This is a genomic window from Cellulomonas sp. P4_A2 (genome assembly GCF_056402515.1).
The window spans coordinates 41217-61262 of the sequence record NZ_JBFUHG010000012.1; the positions used below are offsets into that span (position 1 = coordinate 41217).

A 20046-nucleotide genomic window follows, 5' to 3' on the forward strand; every position below is an offset into this window, starting at 1 on the left:
CTAGCGAAGATAGGGGCAGACGCCCCCGCCCGCTCGCTGAGAGGCGACGAGACGGCAGACTTGCCCGCGTGACCCGGGTGCGCGGATGGCTGGATCTGCAGGTCATCGTGGTCCTGGTGGCGCTGGTCCTGGGCCTCGTCGTGCCGGCCACGGGCGACGCGGCCGATGCGGTGGCGGGCGCTCGGACGGCCGCGATCGTGCTCCTCTTCTTCCTCTACGGCGCCCGCATGGCGACGCGCGAGGTCTGGGACGGCCTGCGCAACACGAGGCTCCAGGGCCGGATGCTCGCGGCGACCTACCTGGCCTTCCCGATCCTGGGGCTGCTGGTCCAGCTGGTGCCGGGGCTGGACACCGACACCAAGCGCGGTCTGCTGTTCCTGAGTCTCCTGCCGTCGACGGTCCAGTCGTCCGTGGTGTTCACGTCGATCGCGCGGGGCAACGTGGCGGGGGCGATCACGGGCGCGACGATCTCCAACCTGGTCGGCATCGTGCTCACCCCGGTGCTGGTCGGAGTGCTCCTCACCAGCGAGGGGAGTTCCACCGACCCGACGGCCATCGTCGTCCAGCTGCTCCTCCCGTTCGTGCTCGGCCAGCTGGCGCAGCCGTGGCTCGGTGGGTGGCTGCGGGCGCACGTCGGCTTCACGCGCACGACGGACCGGGCGACCATCGCCCTGGTCGCGTACGTCGCGGTGAGCGAGGCCACCAACGACGGTGCCTGGGAGCACGTCACCCCAGGGGCGCTCGCCGCGCKCGTCGCGACGMGCGCGGCCCTCCTGGCGGCGATGCTGACGATCACGTGGGTCGGTGGACGCGACCTCCCGTGGCGCGACCGCATCGCCCTGCTGATGGTCGGCTCGAAGAAGAGCCTGGCCACCGGCCTGCCGATGGCCGCCGTGCTGTTCAGCCCGGTCGTCGCGGCGGGCGTGACGCTGCCGGTGATCGTCTTCCACCAGCTGCAGCTCGCGACGTGCGCGGTTCTCGCCCGGCGGCTTGCCGCCCGTGTCCAGTAGCGTTTCCCCGGCGATCCCCCCGTCGCCCAGGACAACCTCAGGAGCCTCGTGCCCGCCGTGCCCGCCATCATCCCGAAGCCCGCGCGCCTCGAGACGACCGAAGGCGACCCCTTCGTGATCTCCGAGTCGACGACCGTCGTGGTCAACGGCCGACCCGACCTCATCGGGATCGCGGTGCTCGCCGCCGACCTGCTCGGGCGTGTCACCGGTCGGTCGATCGAGATCCGGTACGCCGAGACGGACGCCCCGGACGTGGTGCGGCTGCGGCTGACGGCCCAGGACGCGGAGGGCGACGAGTCGTACAGGCTGGTGTCCAGCGCGGGGCGCGTGGAGCTCGAGGCCAGGTCGCCGGCCGGTCTGGTCCGCGCCATCGTCACGCTGCGCCAGCTGCTCACGACCGCCCCGGACGGCTCTCTGCGGGTCCCTCCGGTGATCATCGAGGACGCGCCGCGCTACCAGTGGCGCGGGCTGTCGCTGGACGTCGCCCGGCACTTCGTCGCCAAGCGTGACCTCAAGGTCATCATCGGGCTGATGGCCCACTACAAGCTCAACGTCCTGCACCTGCACCTCACGGACGACCAGGGCTGGCGCCTGCAGGTCCGGTCGCGTCCGCAGCTGACCCGGCTGTCCAGCAGCACGTCGGTCAACGGCGACCCGGGCGGGTACTACTCGGCCGACGACTACGCGGAGATCGTCGCGTTCGCGTCGGTTCGCGGCGTGCGGGTGGTCCCCGAGGTCGACGTCCCGGGGCACGTCAACGCGGCCACGCACGCCTACGGCAACCTCACGCCGACCGGTGAGCCGACCGATGCCTACACCGGCATCGAGGTGGGCTTCAGCCGGCTCTACGCGGACCTGCCCGCCACGGGGGACTTCCTGCGGGAGGTCTTCGCCGACGTCGCCGCGATGACCCCCGGCGAGTACCTGCACATCGGCGGCGACGAGGTGCTGACCATGGAGCCCGAGGAGTACGCGACCCTCGTGGCCGCCGCGTCCGACGCCGTCCGCGCAGCCGGCAAGAAGGTCGTCGGCTGGCAGGAGATCGCCCACACACCGCTCGAGCCGGGCACGGTCGTGCAGTACTGGGACACCCGCGTCGACCCCGAGCCGTTCGTCGCGGCCGCGCAGGCCGGCGCGCTCCTGCTCATGTCGCCGGGCTCCAAGGCGTACCTCGACATGAAGTACGACGCGGACACGGTCCTGGGACTGGAGTGGGCCGGGCACATCGAGCTTCGCGACGCCTACGACTGGGAGCCGTCGACGCTCATCCCCGGTGTCCCGCAGGAGTCCGTCATCGGCGTCGAGGCGGCGTTGTGGACCGAGACCCTGCGCGACCTGCCGGCCGTGACGTCGATGCTGCTGCCGCGCCTCGCCGCGATCGCCGAGGTCGCCTGGACGGACCCCGAGCAGCGCGACTGGGAGGACTTCCGCGGACGGGTCGCCGGCCAGGGCCCGTTCTGGGACCGGCTCGGGCTGTCCTGGTACCGCAGCCCGCAGGTCGACTGGTAGGCGGCAGGCCTCAGATCCAGGTCCGCAGCCACATGTGGACGTGCCAGAACCTGTACGGCACGATCCACGCGGACCAGATCGGGTAGAAGAACAGCCCGACGAGGACGATCAGCCCGACGAGGATCCCGCAGCCGATGATCGCCCGTCGTCGGCCGACGGGTTCCAGGTCCTTCGGCCCGACCACTAGGCCCATCACGTACGTGAGCGTCAGGGCGATCCAGGGCGTGAAGACGATCGCGTAGAACGTGAAGATCGTGCGGTGCTCGTAGGCGAACCACGGCAGCCAGCCCGCGACGATGCCGGCCAGGACCGCGCCGGCCCGCCAGTCGCGGTAGCGGATCAGCCAGACGACCGTGACGAGGATCGCGGCGGTCGCGCACCACCACAGGATCGGGTTGCCGAGCGCGGTGATCGCCTGCGAGCACGCCGACGCCCCGCACGCGTCCTGGGCCTGCTGGCCGGTCAGGCCGGACACCTCGGTCGGGTAGAACATCGACGTCGGCCGCCACTGCACGATCCAGCCGAGGGGGTTCGCGGCGTAGGAGTGCGGGGTCTCGAGGCCGTTGTGGAACGCCCACATGTCCTGGTGGTACTTCCAGAACGACCGCAGCGCCGGCGGCAGCCACTGCACGCCCTGGCCCGGGTTCTGCTGCGCCCACTGCCGGCCGTAGGACTCCGCGTGCGTGAACCAGGTGAACCAGCTGGACACGTAGACGGCGAGCGCGATGAAGACCATCGACACCCCGGCGATCAGCCCGTCCTTGACGATCCCCGCCCAGACCCACTGCCGGACGCCCGCCGTACGCCGCGCCGTGACGTCCCACGCCACGCTGAGCAGCCCGAAGACTGCCAGGAAGTACATCGCCGACCACTTGGTCCCGAGCCCCAGCCCGAGCAGCACGGCCGCCGCGAGCCGCCACCAGCGCACGCCCAGGCCGGGCCCCCAGCCGATGTCCCGACCCGCGTCGAGCAGGACCGACGTGCGTTCCGCCAGCCGCCGTCGGGCCTGGTCGCGGTCCAGCAGCAGCGCCCCGAACGCGGCGAGCATGAAGAACATGAGGAACGGGTCGAGCAGGGAGACCCGCGAGAGCACGATCGCCTGGCCGTCGACGGCGAGCAGGAGGCCCGCCACGGTGCCGAGCGCGGTCGAGGCGAAGATCCGCCGCCCGATCCGCGCGGTCATCAGCACCGCGAGCGTCCCGCAGATCGCCGCCGAGAGCCGCCATGCCGTCGAGCTGTCGATCCCGCCGCCGAAGTGGATGCCCAGCGCGATGAGCCACTTGCCGATCTGCGGGTGCACCACGTACTCGCCGGTGGTCCCGAGCCCGCTCAGGTCGCCCGACTCGAACGCCGGGTTCGGGTTGTCCGCCCAGTTGGCCTCGTAGCCGTTGACCAGCAGCGACCAGGCGTCCTTGACGTAGTAGGTCTCGTCGAACACGAGCCGGTGCGGGCGGCCGAGGTCCCAGAAGCGCAGCAGGCCCGCCAGCAGCGTCACCGCGAGCGGCCAGAGCCAGCCCATGAGGCGCGCGCGAGGGGCGTCGTCGATCGTGAGGGTGTCCGTGCCGAGCAGCAGCCGCAGCAGGCGCGGCCGGTTGTCCTCGCGCTCCGCCGGCTCGAGGTCGGTCTCCTGCGGTCCGTCGAGCGTGGCGACCGCGGTGGGAGCGGAGCTCTCGTCGCGGGAGGCGTCGTCCGGCGACGAGGGCGCGACGGCCTGCGGCGAGGCGAGGGTGGCGTCGGGTGACGGCGTCGCGGCGTCGTCTTCGGTGGGCGGCACGACGGTCATCGTAGGGGCGGCGTCTGTGGCTGGGCAGATCAGGTGGCAGGCTGACCGCGTGGATGCCCCAGCCCCCGGCCGGCTCGTGCTCGCGGCGACCCCGATCGGCAACGTCGAGGACGCGTCGGCGCACCTGCGCCGCCTGCTCGAGCAGGCCGACGTCGTCGCCGCCGAGGACACGCGTCGGCTGCGCGCCCTCGCCGCGCGGATGGGCGTCGTGATCGGTGGGCGGGTGGTGAGCCACCACGAGCACAACGAGGCGACGTCGTCCGCGGAGCTGCTCGCCGTCGTCGCGGGCGGCGGCACGGTCGTCGTCGTGACCGACGCCGGGATGCCCGCGGTGTCCGACCCGGGCTTCCGCGTGGTCACCGCCGCGGTCGCCGCGGGTCTGCCCGTCACGGCGGCACCCGGCCCGAGCGCCGTGCTCACCGCCCTCGCGCTGTCCGGGCTGCCGACCGACCGGTTCTGCTTCGAGGGCTTCCCGCCGCGCAAGCCGGGCGAGCGGGCGCGGGCCTTCGAGCTCCTCGCCGACGAGCGCCGCACGATGATCTTCTTCGAGGCCCCGCACCGGCTCGACGACACCCTCGCGGCCATGGCGGCCGCCTTCGGCGGTGACCGGTCGGCCGCCGTCTGCCGCGAGCTGACCAAGACCTACGAGGAGATCCGACGAGGGCCGCTGGCCGATCTCGTCGCCTGGGCGGCCGCGGACCAGGTGCGCGGCGAGATCGTGGTGGTGGTCGGCGGTGCGTCCGGCGCCGTCGAGCTGTCCACCGTCGACCTCGTCGCCGAGGTCCTGTCGCGGGCCGACGCGGGGGAGCGTCTCAAGGACGCGGTCGCCGAGGTCGCCGCGGCCGCGGGTGTCCCGAAGCGGGACCTCTACGCGGCAGCCCTCGCCGCCAAGGGCCGCTAAGTTAACCCGTCGAAGTAAGGCGCCTCGAATCGTTACGATAGGCGGGTGACCCAGCCCCTCCTCGAAGAGTCGTACGACGGCGCCCACCCGCTCCGTACGCTCGGCCACCTCTTCCGGCCGCAGCGGCGGCGCATGGTCGTCGCGGGGCTCGCGTTCGCGGCCAAGCACTCGCCGATCTGGGTGATCCCCGCGCTGACGGCCAACGTCATCGACGTCGTCGTCCAGCACCAGCCCCTGCGCCAGCTCTGGGTCGCCGCGGTGCTCATGGCGCTCGTCGTCGCGCAGAACCTCCCGCTGGCCAACGTCTACAACCGGCAGCTCTCGATCGCCGTGCGCACCGTCGAGACGAACCTGCGCATGGCGCTGTCCCGGCGCCTGCAGGAGCTGTCCATCGGCTACCACCGCCGCATGAGCGCCGGCGTGCTGCAGGCCAAGATCGTGCGCGACGTGGAGAACGTCGTGGAGAGCAGCCGCCAGACGTTCGACTCCGGGATGGCCGCGATCACCACGCTCGCGGGTGCGCTGGTCATCACCGCGTTCCGCGTCCCCGAGTTCCTCCCGGTGTTCGCGCTCGCCGTGCCGGCCTCCGCCGCGCTCGTCGTCTCGATGCGCCGCCGGATGACGTCCCGCAACGCGGACTTCCGTGCCCAGGTGGAGCGGATGTCCGCACGCGTCAGCGAGATGACCCACCTCATCCCCATCACGCGCGCGCACGCCCTGGAGCGCGACGAGCTGGACCGCATGGACGCGACCCTCGGGGACGTGCGCGCCGCGGGCATCCGTCTGGACGTGACCAACGGTCGGTTCGGCGCGATGTCCTGGACCGCCATGCAGCTGCTCTCGGTCGCGTGCCTGATCGGTGCGGCGTGGGTGGCGTGGTCGGGGATGTGGGGCATGTCCGCGGGCGACGTGACCATGCTGAGCAGCTACTTCGTGGCGCTGACCGGGTCGGTCACCGCGCTCATGAGCCTCGCGCCGATCATCACCAAGGGCCTCGAGTCGGTGCGGTCGATGTCCGAGGTGCTCACCGAGCCCGACCTCGAGCGCAACGCGGGCAAGGCGACGGTCGAGCACGTGCGCGGCGACGTCGACTTCGAGGGCGTCCGGTACGTGTACGACGACGCCCCGGACGAGGTCGCCGTCGACGACCTGTCCCTGCACGTCCGCGCCGGGGAGACGATCGCGCTGGTCGGCCCGTCGGGCTCGGGCAAGTCGACCGTGCTGAACATGGTGATCGGCTTCCTGACCCCGAGCGCCGGCCGGATCCTGCTCGACGGCCGGCCGATGACCGAGCTCGACCTGCGCTCGTACCGCCGCTCGCTGGCCGTCGTCCCGCAGGAGTCGCTGCTGTTCGAGGGGACCGTCCGCGACAACGTCACCTACGGCAGCCCGGACCTGACCGACGAGGCCGTCCGCGACGCCCTGCGCGACGCGAACGCGCTGGAGTTCGTCGAGCACATGGGCGGCCTCGACGCGGTGATCGGCGAGCGGGGTGCGCGCCTCTCGGGCGGCCAGCGCCAGCGCCTGGCGATCGCCCGCGCGCTGGTCCGCGACCCGCGCATCCTCGTGCTCGACGAGGCGACGTCCGCCCTCGACACCTCGTCGGAACGGCTGGTGCAGGAGGCGCTCGGGCGGCTCATGACCGGCCGCACCACGTTCGTCGTCGCCCACCGGCTGTCCACGATCCGCGGCGCCGACCGCATCGCGTTCATGCGGGCCGGCCGGCTGGTGGAGATCGGGTCGCACGACGAGCTCGTCGCGGCCGGTGGCGCCTACGCGGAGCTGGACCGGCTGACGAGCGTCCCGGGTTAGGTCTGGTCACGCATCGTCCGACATGCGAGATGCCTTGACAGCATGTGGACGGCTCCGCACACTCGTGTCATGTCCATCGCCACACCCGTGCCAGTGACCCCGCGTGCCGCGGGTTCCGTCGACGTCGCGTCGACGCACGAGTGTCTCTGTCGAATGTGTCTCTGACGACCCAGTCGTCCTGGTCCTGCCCGCTCTAGCGAGCTCCCCACGTGTCGTTCCCGTGGGTCGCAGGACCGTCCCGCCGCCTCGCGGCGCAGCCCCGCCACCGTGCACCCCTGGTCGACGACCTCGGGCAGGCCGGAGCGGACCCGACACGATTCGCAGAACGACCCGATGGAGCCGACATGCTCGACCGCACCCGTATCGACGTCCTCCCGATCCAGGAGGCTGTCGCGAACGCCTCGCCGAGCGCCTGGCGCGACGGCATCGCGCTGTCCCGCGACGAGGACATGCTGACCGTCGCCCTGCTCGACGGCCAGGTCACCGTCCTGACCACGCGCGCGGCACCGGCCCCGGGCGAGCCCGTGGCGGTGCACCCCGTCGCGGAGCTCGTCGCGATCGGGGGCGCGTGGTACTCCGCGCGCACCCTGACCGGCCGGGACGCCGGGGTCGCGCGCTAGCCGGTCAGGCTCGCCGCACCCAGGACGTCAGGCCGTCTGCATCGAGGACATCGCCGACGAGCACGCCGCGACCATCGCCCGGCACGCGGACGCGCAGATGCGGCAGTGCTCGGACGTGCCGGCGTGCATGTCGCACTCGGCCGCGCACGCCTCGCCCATGGCCATGCACGCGGTCATCATCGACGTCATGACGCCCATGTCGTAGCCGGCCGGGCGCATCATCATGCGCATCATCGTGGTCGCGACGTCCGCGGTGTTCATACACATGGACGCACATCGGCCCATGCCCTCGCCGCCGTCCGCGTCGGCGCACATCGTGGCCGCCATCGCCGCCGCGGAGCACGCCTCCACGCAGTCCTGCATCATCGGCATGTCCATGCCCGACATGCCCGCCGTCCCCGGCATCGACATGGACTTCATCATGTCCGCCATCATGCTCATCGCTGCTCGCCCCGCTCTCGTCGACCGCTGACCCTGGTCCGATCGACGGTACGCCGCGAGCCTGCGCCGATCTAGAAGAAGACCGCATCCCGCGGACCGACAGGGTGCCGGAACGTCGACCACACCCACCACTGCGCGGCGAGCAGCACGGGCACGCACGCCGCCAGGACGAGGGCGAGCCCCGGCGTGGCCCCCGCGCCCTCGGCGAGCGCGGGGTAGAGCCCGGTCGCCGCGCCGACGACCGGCAGGGCGCCCGCGACGACCACGGCCAGCCGGGCGCCGGCGACGCGTCCGCCGGCCAGGAGCCGGCGCGCGACCAGCAGGCTCGCGGCCGCGCCGACGATCAGCAGCGGGGGGACGACCGCGCACACGACCGACTCGGCGGGGACCAGGACGCCGTAGCCGATCGCGCTCAGCGCCAGCAGCGTCGCGGCCCGGGGCAGGGCGCGCACGGCCGTGGCGAGCGCGCGCTCGTGCAGGGCGCCCGTGGTCCGGGTGGCGACGAAGACGGTGCCGAGCACGCGCGTCAGGGCGACCGCCGTGGCGGCGCCGAGCACGGGCACGAGGATGCGCGAGGCGAGGTCGAGGCCCGGGAGCCACGCCAGGGCGGCACCGACGAGGGCGCCCGCCGAGGCGGCCAGGCTCACGGAGGCGACGACGACCACGCGTTCCCACCACGTCCGCCACGACGCCGACGGCCGGCGGCTGCGCAGCCACACGCCCGCGTCGCGCAGGACCCACGAGACGAGCAGCGCGATCACCAGCGGGTACGCGACGAACCAGAGGTCGGCCTCGAGCTGCGCGAACCCCGCCAGCAGGATGCCGACCCCGGCGATCAGCCACACCTCGCCGGACAGCAGGAACGGACCCAGCGCCGTGAGCACGGTGCGGCGCTCACCGGGGGTGACGCCGACCGTGCGGAGCGTGGCGCCGAGCCCCTGGTTGGCACCGTCGAGGACCGCCCACCCGACGAACGCGCCGGTGAGCAGGACGAACCAGAGCGCAGTCATCGGGTGGCCTCCGCGAACGTCAGCTCGTCGGGTTCTCGCGCGGCGAGGGGCGGCGCGCCGAGCGTCGGCTCCTGCGGACCGCGCCGGGCCAGCCGCGCGAGCACGGCCCAGTCGACGACGGCGAGCGCCGCGACGAGTCCCACGAGCACACCGAGGGAGACGAGCACGGTCGTGGACGTGTGGGCCGAGGCGGCGTCCGCTGTCCGGAGCACGCCGACGACCACCCACGGCTGCCGCCCGATCTCCCGCGCGAGCCAGCCCAGCACGGCGATGACGAATGGCACCGGGATCACGAGCGTGAGGAACCCGTAGATCGTGTCCTGCACGCCCCGCGGGAGCCGGAACAGTGCGGGCAGCAGCAGGAGCATCGGGATCGCTCCGAGGAACAGGGCGAACCCGCCGAGGATCATGAAGCCGAGCGCGACGCCGACGACGGGGTTCGTGCTGGTGGCGTCGCCGAGGTAGCTGAACTGCGAGAACCCGAACCCGACCGCGAGCAGCGCACCGACCGCGCCCACGACCACCCCGGTGCGCAGAGAGCGCTGGAAGAGCTCGTCGTGACCCGTCTGCCGGCGCAGGTGCCACGCGCTGACGCCGATGACGACGAACGCGCCGGCCACCAGGCACGCGCCGACGACGTGCCCGAGCGAGAGCACGGCCGCGGGGTTGAGCACGAGCTCGCTCGTCGACGTGATCCGCGCGACCCCGTCGACCAGCTCGTAGCCGACCGGGTGCCGCAGGAACCCGTTGGCCACCATGACCGCGAACGCGGACGCGTACCCGGTCAGCACGACGAGCCAGAACACGAGCGTGTGCACGCCCCGGTTCAGCTGGTGCCAGCCGAAGATCCACAGCCCGAGCAGGGTGGACTCGAGGAAGAACGCGACCGTCGTCTCGACCGCGAGCGGCGCCCCGAACACCTCGCCGGCGACGTCGAGCAGACCGGGGAAGTGCAGGCCGAACTGCAGCTCGAGCAGGATGCCGGCGACGATCCCGAGCGCGTAGTTGACGAGGTACAGCTGCCCCCAGAACCGCGTCGCGCGCTCCATCACCATCGAGCCGGTGAGGGCCCAGCGGGTCTGGAACACCGCCACGACGGGTCCCAGGCCGAGGGTCACGAGCACGAACAGGAAGTGGATGCCGGCCAGCAGCGCGAACTGCACGCGGGAGGCGTCGACGGTGGTCACCCGGCCGACGCTAGGGCCGCGAACGTCGGTCGGAACCCCCTTCCAGGGGAAGATCAGGGAAACACCGGGACCGTCCCTGAGGTCGGGCTCAGGGGTCTCCCGGAGTGCGTCGCGCGGCGGCGCGTGCTGGGCTGAGGGATGGCTCGTGCACCCGTCGTCCTCGCGCTCCTGGTCGGCCTGCTCGCGGGCTGCACGGCCGCGGACGACGACGCGCCGGGGCCCACCGGCACCACGGGCGCGGTCACCGACGTCGTCACCGACCTCGAGGTGCCGTGGGGGCTGGCGTTCCTGCCGGACGGGCGGGCCGCGGTCACGCTGCGCGATGCCGCTCGGCTGGTGCTGGTGGACGCCGACGGCGAGGTCACCTCCGTGACGGGCCCGGGCGCGGACCAGCTGGTCGACGTCGTCGAGCCGCAGGGGGAGGGCGGGCTGCTCGGCGTCGCGGTGCTCGACTCCTCGTCCGACGGCGTGGATCTCGCCCTCTACGCCACGACGGCCGACGACAACCGCGTGCTGCGCGGCACCCTGCAGGACGGTCGCCTCGGCGCGCTGACGCCGATCGTCACGGGGATCCACAAGGCGGGCAACCACGACGGCGGCCGGCTGGCCGTGGGCCCGGACGGCTATCTGTACGTGACCACGGGCGACGCAGGGGAGCGGCCGGACGCGCAGGATCCGGACAGCCTCAACGGCAAGATCCTGCGGGTCACGTTCGACGGCGAACCGGCGCCCGGCAACCCCGGAGGCAGCCGCGTGTGGAGCCTCGGGCACCGCAACGTCCAGGGCCTCGGCTGGGCCGACGACGGACGGATGTTCGCCTCCGAGTTCGGCCAGGACACCTGGGACGAGCTCAACGTCATCGAGCCGGGCGGCAACTACGGCTGGCCCGAGGTGGAGGGCGTCGGCGGGAACGACGGCTTCGTCGACCCGGTGGCCACCTGGTCCACCGACCAGGCCTCGCCCAGCGGCCTCGCGGTCACCGACGACGCCGTCTACCTGGCGGCGCTGCGCGGCGAACGGCTGTGGCGCGTCCCGCTCACCGCGGACGGCGTCGGCACGCCCGAGGCGCTGCTCGTCGGGACGTACGGTCGGCTACGCGCCGTCGCGGAGTCGCCTGACGGGTCGTTGTGGGTGCTGACCAACAACACCGACGGTCGCGGCGACCCCCGCCCGGGCGACGACCGCATCCTGCGCGTGGCCGTGCCCTGAACCGCCGCTCACCTAGGATCGGGCCCATGTCTCGCATCCTGTCTGCCGTCGCCTGGCCCTACGCGAACGGCCCCCGCCACATCGGTCACGTCGCAGGCTTCGGTGTCCCCTCGGACATCTTCAGCCGCTACATGCGGATGGCGGGCAACGAGGTGCTGATGGTCTCCGGCACCGACGAGCACGGGACGCCGATCCTCGTGCTCGCCGAGCAGGAGGGCGTCGGCCCGCAGGAGCTGGCGGACCGGTACAACCGCGTGATCGTCGAGGACCTGACCAACCTGGGCCTGTCCTACGACCTGTTCACGCGCACCACGACGCGCAACCACTACGCCGTCGTGCAGGAGATGTTCCGCACGGTGCACAAGAACGGCTACATGATCGAGCAGTCGACCATGGGCGCCATCTCGCCGAGCACCGGGCGCACGCTGCCCGACCGGTACGTCGAGGGCACCTGCCCCATCTGCGGCTACGACGGCGCGCGCGGCGACCAGTGCGACAACTGCGGCAACCAGCTCGACGCCATCGACCTGATCAACCCGCACAGCCGGATCAACGGCGAGACGCCGAAGTTCGTCGAGTCCAACCACTTCTTCCTCGACCTGCCCGCGTTCGCGAGCGCGCTCGAGGCGTGGCTGCGCACGCGGACCGACTGGCGCCCCAACGTCCTGAACTTCTCGCTGAACCTCATCGACGACCTGCGCCCGCGCGCCATGACGCGGGACATCGACTGGGGCATCCCGGTGCCGCTGCCGGGCTGGGAGGAGAACCCGAACAAGCGCCTGTACGTGTGGTTCGACGCGGTCATCGGCTACCTGTCCGCGTCGATCGAGTGGGCGCGCCGCTCGGGCGACCCGGACGCCTGGCGCCCGTTCTGGAACGACCCCAGCGCCCTGAGCTACTACTTCATGGGCAAGGACAACATCACCTTCCACTCGCAGATCTGGCCGGCGGAGCTGCTCGGCTACGACGGCGGCGGCACCCGCGGTGGCGCGCCCGGGCCTTACGGGAAGCTGAACCTGCCCACCGAGGTGGTCTCGTCGGAGTTCCTGACGATGGAGGGCAAGCAGTTCTCCTCGTCGCGCGGCGTGGTCATCTACGTGCGCGACGTGCTGTCCCGCTACCAGCCGGACGCGCTGCGCTACTTCCTGTCGGTCAACGGACCCGAGAACCAGGACTCGGACTTCACGTGGGCGGACTTCAAGACGCGCACCAACACCGAGCTCGTCGCCGGCTGGGGCAACCTGGTCAACCGCACCGCCAGCATGATCGCCAAGAACTTCGGCGAGATCCCGGCGGCCGGCTCGTTGCAGCCCGTGGACCAGGCTCTCCTGACGACGACGGCCGCGGGCTTCGGCCGGGTCGGCGAGCTGCTCGAGGGCCACCGCAACAAGGCGGCGATCGGCGAGGCGATGCGGGTGGTCCAGGAGGCCAACCGGTACATCTCCGAGACCGAGCCGTGGAAGCTCACCACCGACCGCGACCGCCTGGGCACGGTGCTGCACACGGCCGCGCAGGCGGTCAGCGACGCGAACACGCTGCTCGCGCCGTTCCTGCCGCACTCCGCGCAGCAGGTGCACGAGGTCCTCGGCGGCACCGGGGTCTTCTCGCCGCTGCCGCGCATCGACGAGGTCACGGACCTGGACGACGACTCCCGGCACTACCCGATCATCACCGGCGACTACGAGCTCGGCCGGACGGTCGCGCCGTGGGCCGCGAGGCCGGTCGTGCCCGGGACGCCGGTCGCCAAGCCGACACCCGTGTTCACCAAGCTCGACGACTCGATCGTCGAGGAGGAGCTCGAGCGGCTGCGGCAGGGCTGATGGCGCGCTCGCGCGAGCAGTCGAGGGACCGGAGCTGGCCGGAGCCGCCCGAGGCACTGCCCCTGCCTGTCGTCGACAACCACACCCACCTCGACTCGGTGCTCGGCTGGCGGGCCGACGGCTGGGAGGCGGCCCACGACCTCGACGCCCAGCTCGACCGCGCCGCCTCCGTGGGCGTCACGCGCCTGGTCCAGGTCGGCTGCGACCTCCAGGCGGTGGACTGGACCTCCGAGGTGGTGCGCGGCCACGAGCAGCTGCTCGGCGCCGTCGCCATCCACCCCAACGAGGCCGTGCGTCATGCCGGCATCCAGGAGGTGGCGGCGGACGGGCTCGACCCGGAGGGCCCGTACGAGGTGTCCCTGGACGACGCGATCGCGCACGTCGCGTCGGTCGCGCGCGGCAACGACCGCGTCCGTGCGATCGGGGAGACCGGCCTGGACCACTTCCGCGCCGGTCCCGCCGGCCGGGCGGTCCAGCGGGAGGCGTTCCGGGCGCACATCGCGCTGGCCAAGGAGCTCGGCCTGGCGCTGCAGATCCACGACCGCGACGCGCACGACGAGGTCGTCGAGGTGCTGCTGGCCGACGGTGCCCCCGACCGCACTGTCTTCCACTGCTTCTCGGGCGACGCCTCGCTGGCCCGCCTGGCGGTGTCGCAGGGCTGGTTCCTCTCGTTCGCCGGACCCGTCTCGTTCGGCCCGAACGACGCGCTGCGTGAGGCGCTGCGGGAGGTTCCGCCCTCCCGGCTCCTCGTCGAGACGGACGCCCCCTACCTGACCGTGCACCCCTTCCGCGGCCGCCCGAACGCGCCCTACCTCCTACCCGGCACGGTGCGGACGGTCGCCGAGGTCACCGGGCGGTCGCTGGCCGACGTGTGCGCCGACATCGCGGCGACCTCCGAGGCCGTCTACGGCTCCTGGTGACCGATATGTCCGGTCGTGGGCGATGCCGAGGTACCGCAACTCGGACGCCGGGTTTCGGGGATCATCACGGATCGGTTACGGTCGGACCGCCGTCCAGGACGGTGTCCTGTCCCCAAGGCCGAGGAGTCACCGCGTGAGCGACGACGAGGAGCGCGCGACGACCAGTCGCCTCGTGCCTCGTGGACGCCTCGGTCGGCTCGTCGCCCAGGCCGCCGTGCTGGCGGTCGTGGCCGGGGTGACCAGCGCTTTCGCCGTCCTGCACAAGCAGGTCACCGTCGACGTCGACGGGAAGGCCGTCCAGGTCGAGGCCTTCGGCCGGACCGTCTCCGACGTGCTGGCCAGCGGCGGGATCACCGTCGGCGACGGGGACCTCGTGGCGCCCTCGCTCGGCGAGACCATCGCGTCCGACGGGCAGATCGTCGTCCGGCACGGGCGCAACGTCGAGGTCGAGGTCGACGGTTCGGCGCGCAAGGTCTGGACCACCGCGCTGACGGTCGGCGAGGCCGTGGACGGGCTCGGTCTGCGCGACGACGAGGTCCGCCTGTCCGCGTCGCGCTCCGCCGAGCTCGGCCGCGACACGCTGCGGGTCTCGACGCTCAAGACGATCCACCTCGTCGTCGACGGGCAGGTGATCGACGGCGTGAGCAGCGCCGCCACCGTCCGCGACTCGCTCAAGGACGTCGGCCTCGTGCTCGGGGAGGGCGACCAGGTCTCGGTCCCGCTCGACGCGACGTCGGTGGACGGCCTCGTGGTCCTGGTGACCCGCGCGAGCACCGGCGGCGAGACCGTCCAGGAGGCCGTGCCCTTCGACTCCCAGGAGGTCGAGGACCCCAAGTCCGTCAAGGGCACCAAGGTCATCGAGACCAAGGGCAAGGCGGGCGTCCGGACCACCACGTACGAGCTGCAGATGGTCGGCGGCGTCGTCACCGGTCGCACGGCCGTCTCGTCGGTGGTCACGGTCCCGCCGGTCACGCAGGTGACCAAGGTGGGCACCCAGGAGCTCCCCGACCCTGCGGTCGTCGTGGTCGAGCCGGGCAGCGCGCAGGCGATCGGCAAGGAGCTCGCCGCGGCCCGAGGATGGGGCGACGACCAGTTCGCCTGCCTGCTGTCCCTGTGGAACCAGGAGAGCGGCTGGCGCGTCAACGCGGCCAACAAGTCGTCCGGCGCCTACGGCATCCCGCAGGCGCTCCCGGGCTCCAAGATGGCATCCGTCGGGGCCGACTGGCAGACCAACCCGGCCACCCAGATCACGTGGGGCCTGAACTACATCGGCGGCCGGTACGGGAACCCCTGCGGCGCCTACTCGCACCACGAGTCGAGCGGCTGGTACTGATCTTCACCCGATCTCCTCGACCGGCGGCAACAACGTCCTGACGTGCACCGATGGGTGTCGGTTCCGCATGATCACGGGCTTGCGAGGGGTCGGCGAGGCCCACTGGCTTTGCCAATTGCGTAACGGAACGGTTACGGTCGACGCGCTCCTCGAACCTGGACGCCGGCCCATCTGGGCAGACGACCAGTCTCCGGGAGCCGACGGGGCCCGCTGCAGGCGGGCCGCCGTGACGGCCGGATCGGGGATCCGGGACCGACGGTTGACGCCTCCCTCCAGGCGTCTGCACGAGCCGCACTCCGGGCTCACCGCCGGGTGTCGCACCGCGGCACGACCTGCACCCCGTGCCCGGGCACCTCGACGGCTGGAGCCTCGTGCAGTTCTCGACCCTGAACCCCTTCGCGCGCGCCGCCGCCGCCTCCGACGTCACCCCTGACGACCTGGCCGGCACGACGCCCGACGACACCGCCGCGAAGGGCCATCGGTCGATGCGCACTCGCGTCCTGCCCATCACGGCGGCAGCCCTCGTCCTCGTCCTCGCGGGCGGCACGGCGGCCTACGCCCACGCCCAGAAGACCGTCACGCTCGACGTCGACGGCAAGGTCACCAAGATCACCACGTTCGCCGGATCCGTCGAGGGCCTCCTCGACACGCACGACGTGACGGTCGGCGCCCGCGACGACGTGAGCGCGAGCGGCGCGCTGACCGAGGGCGCGGACGTGGTCGTGCGGCACGCGCACCAGGTCACCGTGAACGTGGACGGCCAGGTGACGAAGCTCTGGACGACCGCCTTGTCCGCCGACGACGCGCTCGACGCCCTCTCCGCCCGCGGCGACCAGGTCGCGCTCGTCGCGTCCCGGTCCTCCGGCCGCGCGGAGCTCCCGCTCGACCTGACCGTCAGCGGCCCGGCCGAGGTGCTGGTGGACGGCACGACTCTCGCCATCCCGGATGCCGACGCCACGGTCGCGCAGGTGCTCAGCGAGCTCGACGTCACGCTGCAGCCGCTGGACCTGGTCTCGGTCAAGCACGCCGACACCGGTCGCCTGCAGGTCGTCGTGAACCGCGTGGTCGAGCAGGACGTGACCGCGACGGTCGAGGTGCCGTTCGCCTCCGTCCAGCAGGACGAGCCCACGCGCTACGTCGGCCAGAAGCGGGTGCTCACGGCCGGCGTCGCCGGTGTGCGCACCGTGGTCGACCACGTGACCACCGTCGACGGCGTCGAGACGGCGCGCGTGAACCTCTCCGACACCGTCACGACGGCGCCGGTCAACGAGGTCGTCGGCGTCGGCAGCAAGGCGCGCCCGGTCGTCGCGAAGGCTCCGGCCGCCGCGTCCGGCACCCCGGTCACCGCCGGTGGGTCCGCCGACTCCCTGAACTGGGCTGCGCTCGCCGCCTGCGAGTCCGGTGGCAACCCCACCGTCGTCTCCAAGAACGGGCTGTACCACGGGCTCTACCAGTTCTCCGTGGGCACCTGGGCAGGCGTCGGCGGCTCCGGCCTGCCGTCGCAGGCCTCGTCCGACGAGCAGACGGCCCGCGCGAAGATGCTCTACAACCGCTCCGGCGCGAGCCCCTGGCCCGTGTGCGGGAAGCGGCTGTTCAGCTGATCGACGTGCCGCGAGGCCCTCGTCCCCTGGTGGGACGGGGGCCTCGCCCGCATCCGGCGTGTGTGCGTCGGAGCGAGACGTCTCGCCTAGGCTCGGGCCCATGTCGAGCATCGAGCTGCTGAGCGCCACGGAGATCCGTGAGCTCGCGGCCCGTGCCGGCATCCGCCCCACCAAGCAGCTCGGGCAGAACTTCGTGCTCGACGGCGGGACCGTGCGCAAGATCGTCCGGCAGGCCGACGTCGTCGCGGGCGACCGCGTCGTCGAGGTCGGGCCCGGGCTCGGCTCGCTGACGCTCGGGCTGCTCGAGGCCGGGGCCGACGTGATCGCGGTCGAGATCGACCCCGTGCTCGCCCGGCTGCTCCCGTCCACGGTCCTCGCGCACCTGCCCGGGCTCACGGTCGTGGAGCAAGGTTCCGACGAGGACCCCGTGGTGCTGCGCGACGCGGACGGCCGCGACCGGCTGACGATCGTCCTGTCGGACGCCCTCGAGGTGCGCGCGCTGCCCGGACCCCCGCCCGTCGCCCTCGTCGCGAACCTGCCGTACAACGTCTCCGTGCCCGTCCTGCTCACGTTCCTCGAGCGGTTCGACTCCTTGCAGCGTGTGCTCGTGATGGTGCAGGCCGAGGTGGCCGACCGCCTCGCGGCCCCGCCCGGCAGCCGCACGTACGGGGTGCCGTCCGCGAAGGCAGCCTGGTACGCCTCGGCCCGACGCACCGCGACGGTCGGCCGCACCGTCTTCTGGCCCGCCCCGAACGTCGACTCCGCGCTCGTCCGGTTCGACCGTCGCGAGCCGCCCGAGACCAGCGCATCGCGCGAGGAGGTGTTCGAGGTCGTCGACACCGCTTTCGCGCAGCGCCGCAAGATGCTCCGCTCCGCGCTGGCGACCCTGGCGGGGTCGCCCGACGCCGCCGTCGCGGCGATCGGGGCCGCGGGCGTCGACCCGCAGGCACGCGGCGAGGTCATCGACATCACGGCGTTCGCGCGGATCGCCGCGGCTCTGGCTGCGCGGGCTCCCGGACCTGGCAGGGTGGAGCCGTGACCCTGACTCCCGTAGCGCCGCTGCCCGAGCACGAGGTCCGGGTCCGCGCGCCGGGCAAGATCAACCTCTCGCTGCGCGTCGGCCCGCTCGAGGCGGACGGCTACCACCCCGTCTCGACCGTGTTCCAGGCGGTGTCGGTGTTCGAGGAGGTCGTCGCGACCCCCGCCGACCGTCGCACGCTGACCGTCAGCGGGCCGCAGTCCGAGCTCGTCCCGACCGACGCCACGAACCTCGCCCTGCGCGCCGCGCAGCTGCTCGCCGCGCGCGCGGGGATCGACGACGGCGTCCACCTGCACCTGCACAAGGGCGTGCCCGTCGCCGGGGGCATGGCGGGGGGCTCCGCCGACGCCGCGGCCGCCCTGATCGCCTGCGACGCCCTGTGGCGCACGGGCATGAGCCGCGACGACCTGCTCGAGCTGGCCGCCGAGCTCGGCTCCGACGTGCCGTTCGCGCTCTCGGGCCACACCGCGGTCGGCTCCGGCCGCGGGCACCTGCTGACGCCCGCCCTCAGCCGCGGCGAGTTCCACTGGGCCTTCGCCGTGCAGGACCGCGGCCTGTCGACCGCCGCCGTGTACGCCGCGTACGACGAGCTCGCCGACGCACCGCGCGACCCCGAAGCCGAGGACGACGTCCCGCTCATGCAGGCCCTGCGCGCGGGCGACCCGCGTGCGCTCGGCGCAGCCCTGCACAACGACCTCCAGCTCGCCGCCCTGTCGCTCGACCCCGGCCTGGCCGAGCCGCTCGCGGTCGCCCAGGACGCCGGGGCGCTCGGCGTCGTCGTCTCCGGCTCCGGACCGACCATCGCCGCGCTCGGCCGCAGCCGCCAGCACGCCCTGGTCCTCGCCGCCGCGTTCACCGCCTCCGGCGTGGCCGACCGCGTCCTGACCGCCGCCGGCCCCGTCGCGGGCGCCCGCGTCGTCAGCTCGACGGACTGATCTCCCGCGCACCCCTTGACATCCGTCGCGCATGGGCAATACTTAAGCACATGCTTAACCATGACGGGCTGGACAAGGTTTTCAAGGCCTTGTCCGACGGGACCCGCAGGGCGATGGTCGAGCGCCTCGTCCGCGGTCCGGTGTCGGTCAGCCAGCTCGCCGAGCCGTTCGCGATGTCGCTCCCGGCGGTCCACCAGCACCTCGCGGTGCTCGAGGACGCGGGGATCGTGACCTCCCACAAGATCGGTCGCGTCCGCACGGTCCAGCTCGCCACGGACGCGCTCACGCCCGCGGGGGAGTGGATCGGCCGCCAGCGGCTGCCCGCCGAGCGGCGGCTCGACCGCCTCGGCGCCCTCCTGGCCGACCCGCACGCCTGACCCGAGGAACACCCACCCGGCCGCCTCGTCGGCCATCCCGAAGGAGCACCCCATGTCCACGGACACCAGTACCGAGAACACCGTCACCCACGCGACCTTCGTCGTCGAGCGCACGTTCGACGCGCCGCTGGACCGCGTCTGGGACGCGTTCGCCGTCCCGGAGCAGCACGCGCAGTGGTTCGGCGCCGAGGACAACTTCACGGCCACCGAGGAGTCGGAGGACTTCCGCGTCGGCGGCGGCTCCGTCCAGGACGGTCAGTGGCACGAAGGACCGACCAGCCGGTACGTCGGCACCTACACCGACATCGTCGACAAGCAGCGGATCGTGGCCACCTACGACATGTGGGTGGACGGCAAGCACCTCTCGACGTCGGTGAACTCGACGGTGTTCGAGGCGGTCGAGGGCGGCACACGCCTCACGTACACGGAGCACGGCGTCTTCCTCGACGGCCAGGAGGACGGCTCGCAGCGCGAGGCCGGCTTCGGCGGCATCTTCGACGTGCTCGCGGCGTACCTGGCGCGCTGAGCCGACGACACCT

The 20046-nt window shown here is 72.6% G+C and carries 19 protein-coding genes; 15 read left to right on the top strand and 4 right to left on the bottom strand.

Features of this window, described 5'->3' with window-relative positions; all coding sequences use genetic code 11:
- The first annotated feature begins 68 nt into the window (after nt 1-68).
- Nucleotides 69-1010 (top strand): bile acid:sodium symporter family protein, encoded by a 942-nt coding sequence (locus AC1DUE_RS12890; RefSeq protein WP_477039827.1) that lies wholly within the window; start codon nt 69-71, stop codon nt 1008-1010.
- Between the two features lie 48 nt (nt 1011-1058).
- Entirely contained in the window at nt 1059-2519 is a 1461-nt protein-coding gene (locus tag AC1DUE_RS12895) for a beta-N-acetylhexosaminidase (protein ID WP_477039828.1), read from the top strand.
- Between the two features lie 10 nt (nt 2520-2529).
- On the opposite strand, the gene AC1DUE_RS12900 is transcribed toward AC1DUE_RS12895, so the two are convergent.
- Entirely contained in the window at nt 2530-4302 is a 1773-nt protein-coding gene (locus AC1DUE_RS12900; RefSeq protein ID WP_477039829.1) for a dolichyl-phosphate-mannose--protein mannosyltransferase, read from the bottom strand.
- Nucleotides 4303-4351: 49 nt separating this feature from the next.
- Here AC1DUE_RS12900 and rsmI point away from each other — a divergent pair, with 49 nt between their 5' ends.
- From rsmI to AC1DUE_RS12915, 3 genes are all read left to right on the top strand, one after another.
- Nucleotides 4352-5203, top strand: coding sequence for a 16S rRNA (cytidine(1402)-2'-O)-methyltransferase (gene rsmI, locus AC1DUE_RS12905; RefSeq protein WP_477039830.1), 852 nt, complete (start codon nt 4352-4354; stop codon nt 5201-5203).
- Nucleotides 5204-5248: 45 nt separating this feature from the next.
- Nucleotides 5249-7015: an ABC transporter ATP-binding protein gene (locus tag AC1DUE_RS12910; RefSeq protein ID WP_477039831.1), complete on the top strand. Its 1767-nt coding sequence runs from the start codon at nt 5249-5251 to the stop codon at nt 7013-7015.
- A 344-nt stretch (nt 7016-7359) separates the two neighbouring features.
- Entirely contained in the window at nt 7360-7635 is a 276-nt protein-coding gene (locus AC1DUE_RS12915; protein WP_477039832.1) for a nuclease, read from the top strand.
- 27 nt (nt 7636-7662) lie between these two features.
- Here AC1DUE_RS12915 and AC1DUE_RS12920 read toward each other — a convergent pair whose 3' ends face one another.
- The gene (locus AC1DUE_RS12920; protein ID WP_477039931.1) at nt 7663-8007 is read right to left on the bottom strand and encodes a four-helix bundle copper-binding protein; all 345 of its coding nucleotides are present in this window, start codon (nt 8005-8007) and stop codon (nt 7663-7665) included.
- Between AC1DUE_RS12920 and AC1DUE_RS12925 the strand changes: the two genes are divergently transcribed.
- Nucleotides 7919-8107 (top strand): hypothetical protein, encoded by a 189-nt coding sequence (locus tag AC1DUE_RS12925; protein ID WP_477039938.1) that lies wholly within the window; start codon nt 7919-7921, stop codon nt 8105-8107. The genes AC1DUE_RS12920 and AC1DUE_RS12925 overlap by 89 nt on opposite strands.
- A gap of 40 nt (nt 8108-8147) precedes the next feature.
- On the opposite strand, the gene AC1DUE_RS12930 is transcribed toward AC1DUE_RS12925, so the two are convergent.
- Nucleotides 8148-9086: a cytochrome d ubiquinol oxidase subunit II gene (locus AC1DUE_RS12930; protein ID WP_477039833.1), complete on the bottom strand. Its 939-nt coding sequence runs from the start codon at nt 9084-9086 to the stop codon at nt 8148-8150.
- Nucleotides 9083-10273: a cytochrome ubiquinol oxidase subunit I gene (locus AC1DUE_RS12935; RefSeq protein ID WP_477039834.1), complete on the bottom strand. Its 1191-nt coding sequence runs from the start codon at nt 10271-10273 to the stop codon at nt 9083-9085. Before AC1DUE_RS12935 ends, AC1DUE_RS12930 begins: the two co-directional genes overlap by 4 nt.
- Before the next feature lie 138 nt (nt 10274-10411).
- On the opposite strand from AC1DUE_RS12935, the gene AC1DUE_RS12940 reads away from it, so the two are divergent.
- The 9 genes from AC1DUE_RS12940 (at nt 10412) to AC1DUE_RS12980 (ending at nt 20033) form a co-directional block, all read left to right on the top strand.
- Nucleotides 10412-11482, top strand: coding sequence for a PQQ-dependent sugar dehydrogenase (locus tag AC1DUE_RS12940; protein WP_477039835.1), 1071 nt, complete (start codon nt 10412-10414; stop codon nt 11480-11482).
- 26 nt (nt 11483-11508) lie between these two features.
- The gene (metG, locus tag AC1DUE_RS12945; RefSeq protein WP_477039836.1) at nt 11509-13302 is read left to right on the top strand and encodes a methionine--tRNA ligase; all 1794 of its coding nucleotides are present in this window, start codon (nt 11509-11511) and stop codon (nt 13300-13302) included.
- Nucleotides 13302-14222: a TatD family hydrolase gene (locus AC1DUE_RS12950; RefSeq protein WP_477039837.1), complete on the top strand. Its 921-nt coding sequence runs from the start codon at nt 13302-13304 to the stop codon at nt 14220-14222. Before metG ends, AC1DUE_RS12950 begins: the two co-directional genes overlap by 1 nt.
- 133 nt (nt 14223-14355) lie before the next feature.
- Complete coding sequence (locus tag AC1DUE_RS12955; protein WP_477039838.1) at nt 14356-15555, top strand: aggregation-promoting factor C-terminal-like domain-containing protein; 1200 nt, start codon at nt 14356-14358, stop codon at nt 15553-15555.
- Between the two features lie 341 nt (nt 15556-15896).
- Nucleotides 15897-17156, top strand: coding sequence for a transglycosylase family protein (locus tag AC1DUE_RS12960; protein WP_477039839.1), 1260 nt, complete (start codon nt 15897-15899; stop codon nt 17154-17156).
- A gap of 100 nt (nt 17157-17256) precedes the next feature.
- Complete coding sequence (gene rsmA, locus AC1DUE_RS12965; RefSeq protein ID WP_477039840.1) at nt 17257-18195, top strand: 16S rRNA (adenine(1518)-N(6)/adenine(1519)-N(6))-dimethyltransferase RsmA; 939 nt, start codon at nt 17257-17259, stop codon at nt 18193-18195.
- Nucleotides 18192-19130, top strand: a complete 939-nt coding sequence (locus AC1DUE_RS12970; RefSeq protein WP_477039841.1) for a 4-(cytidine 5'-diphospho)-2-C-methyl-D-erythritol kinase — start codon at nt 18192-18194, stop codon at nt 19128-19130. Before rsmA ends, AC1DUE_RS12970 begins: the two co-directional genes overlap by 4 nt.
- A gap of 50 nt (nt 19131-19180) precedes the next feature.
- The gene (locus AC1DUE_RS12975) at nt 19181-19507 is read left to right on the top strand and encodes an ArsR/SmtB family transcription factor (protein WP_477039842.1); all 327 of its coding nucleotides are present in this window, start codon (nt 19181-19183) and stop codon (nt 19505-19507) included.
- A gap of 52 nt (nt 19508-19559) precedes the next feature.
- The gene (locus AC1DUE_RS12980; protein WP_477039843.1) at nt 19560-20033 is read left to right on the top strand and encodes an SRPBCC domain-containing protein; all 474 of its coding nucleotides are present in this window, start codon (nt 19560-19562) and stop codon (nt 20031-20033) included.
- Nucleotides 20034-20046 lie beyond the last annotated feature (13 nt).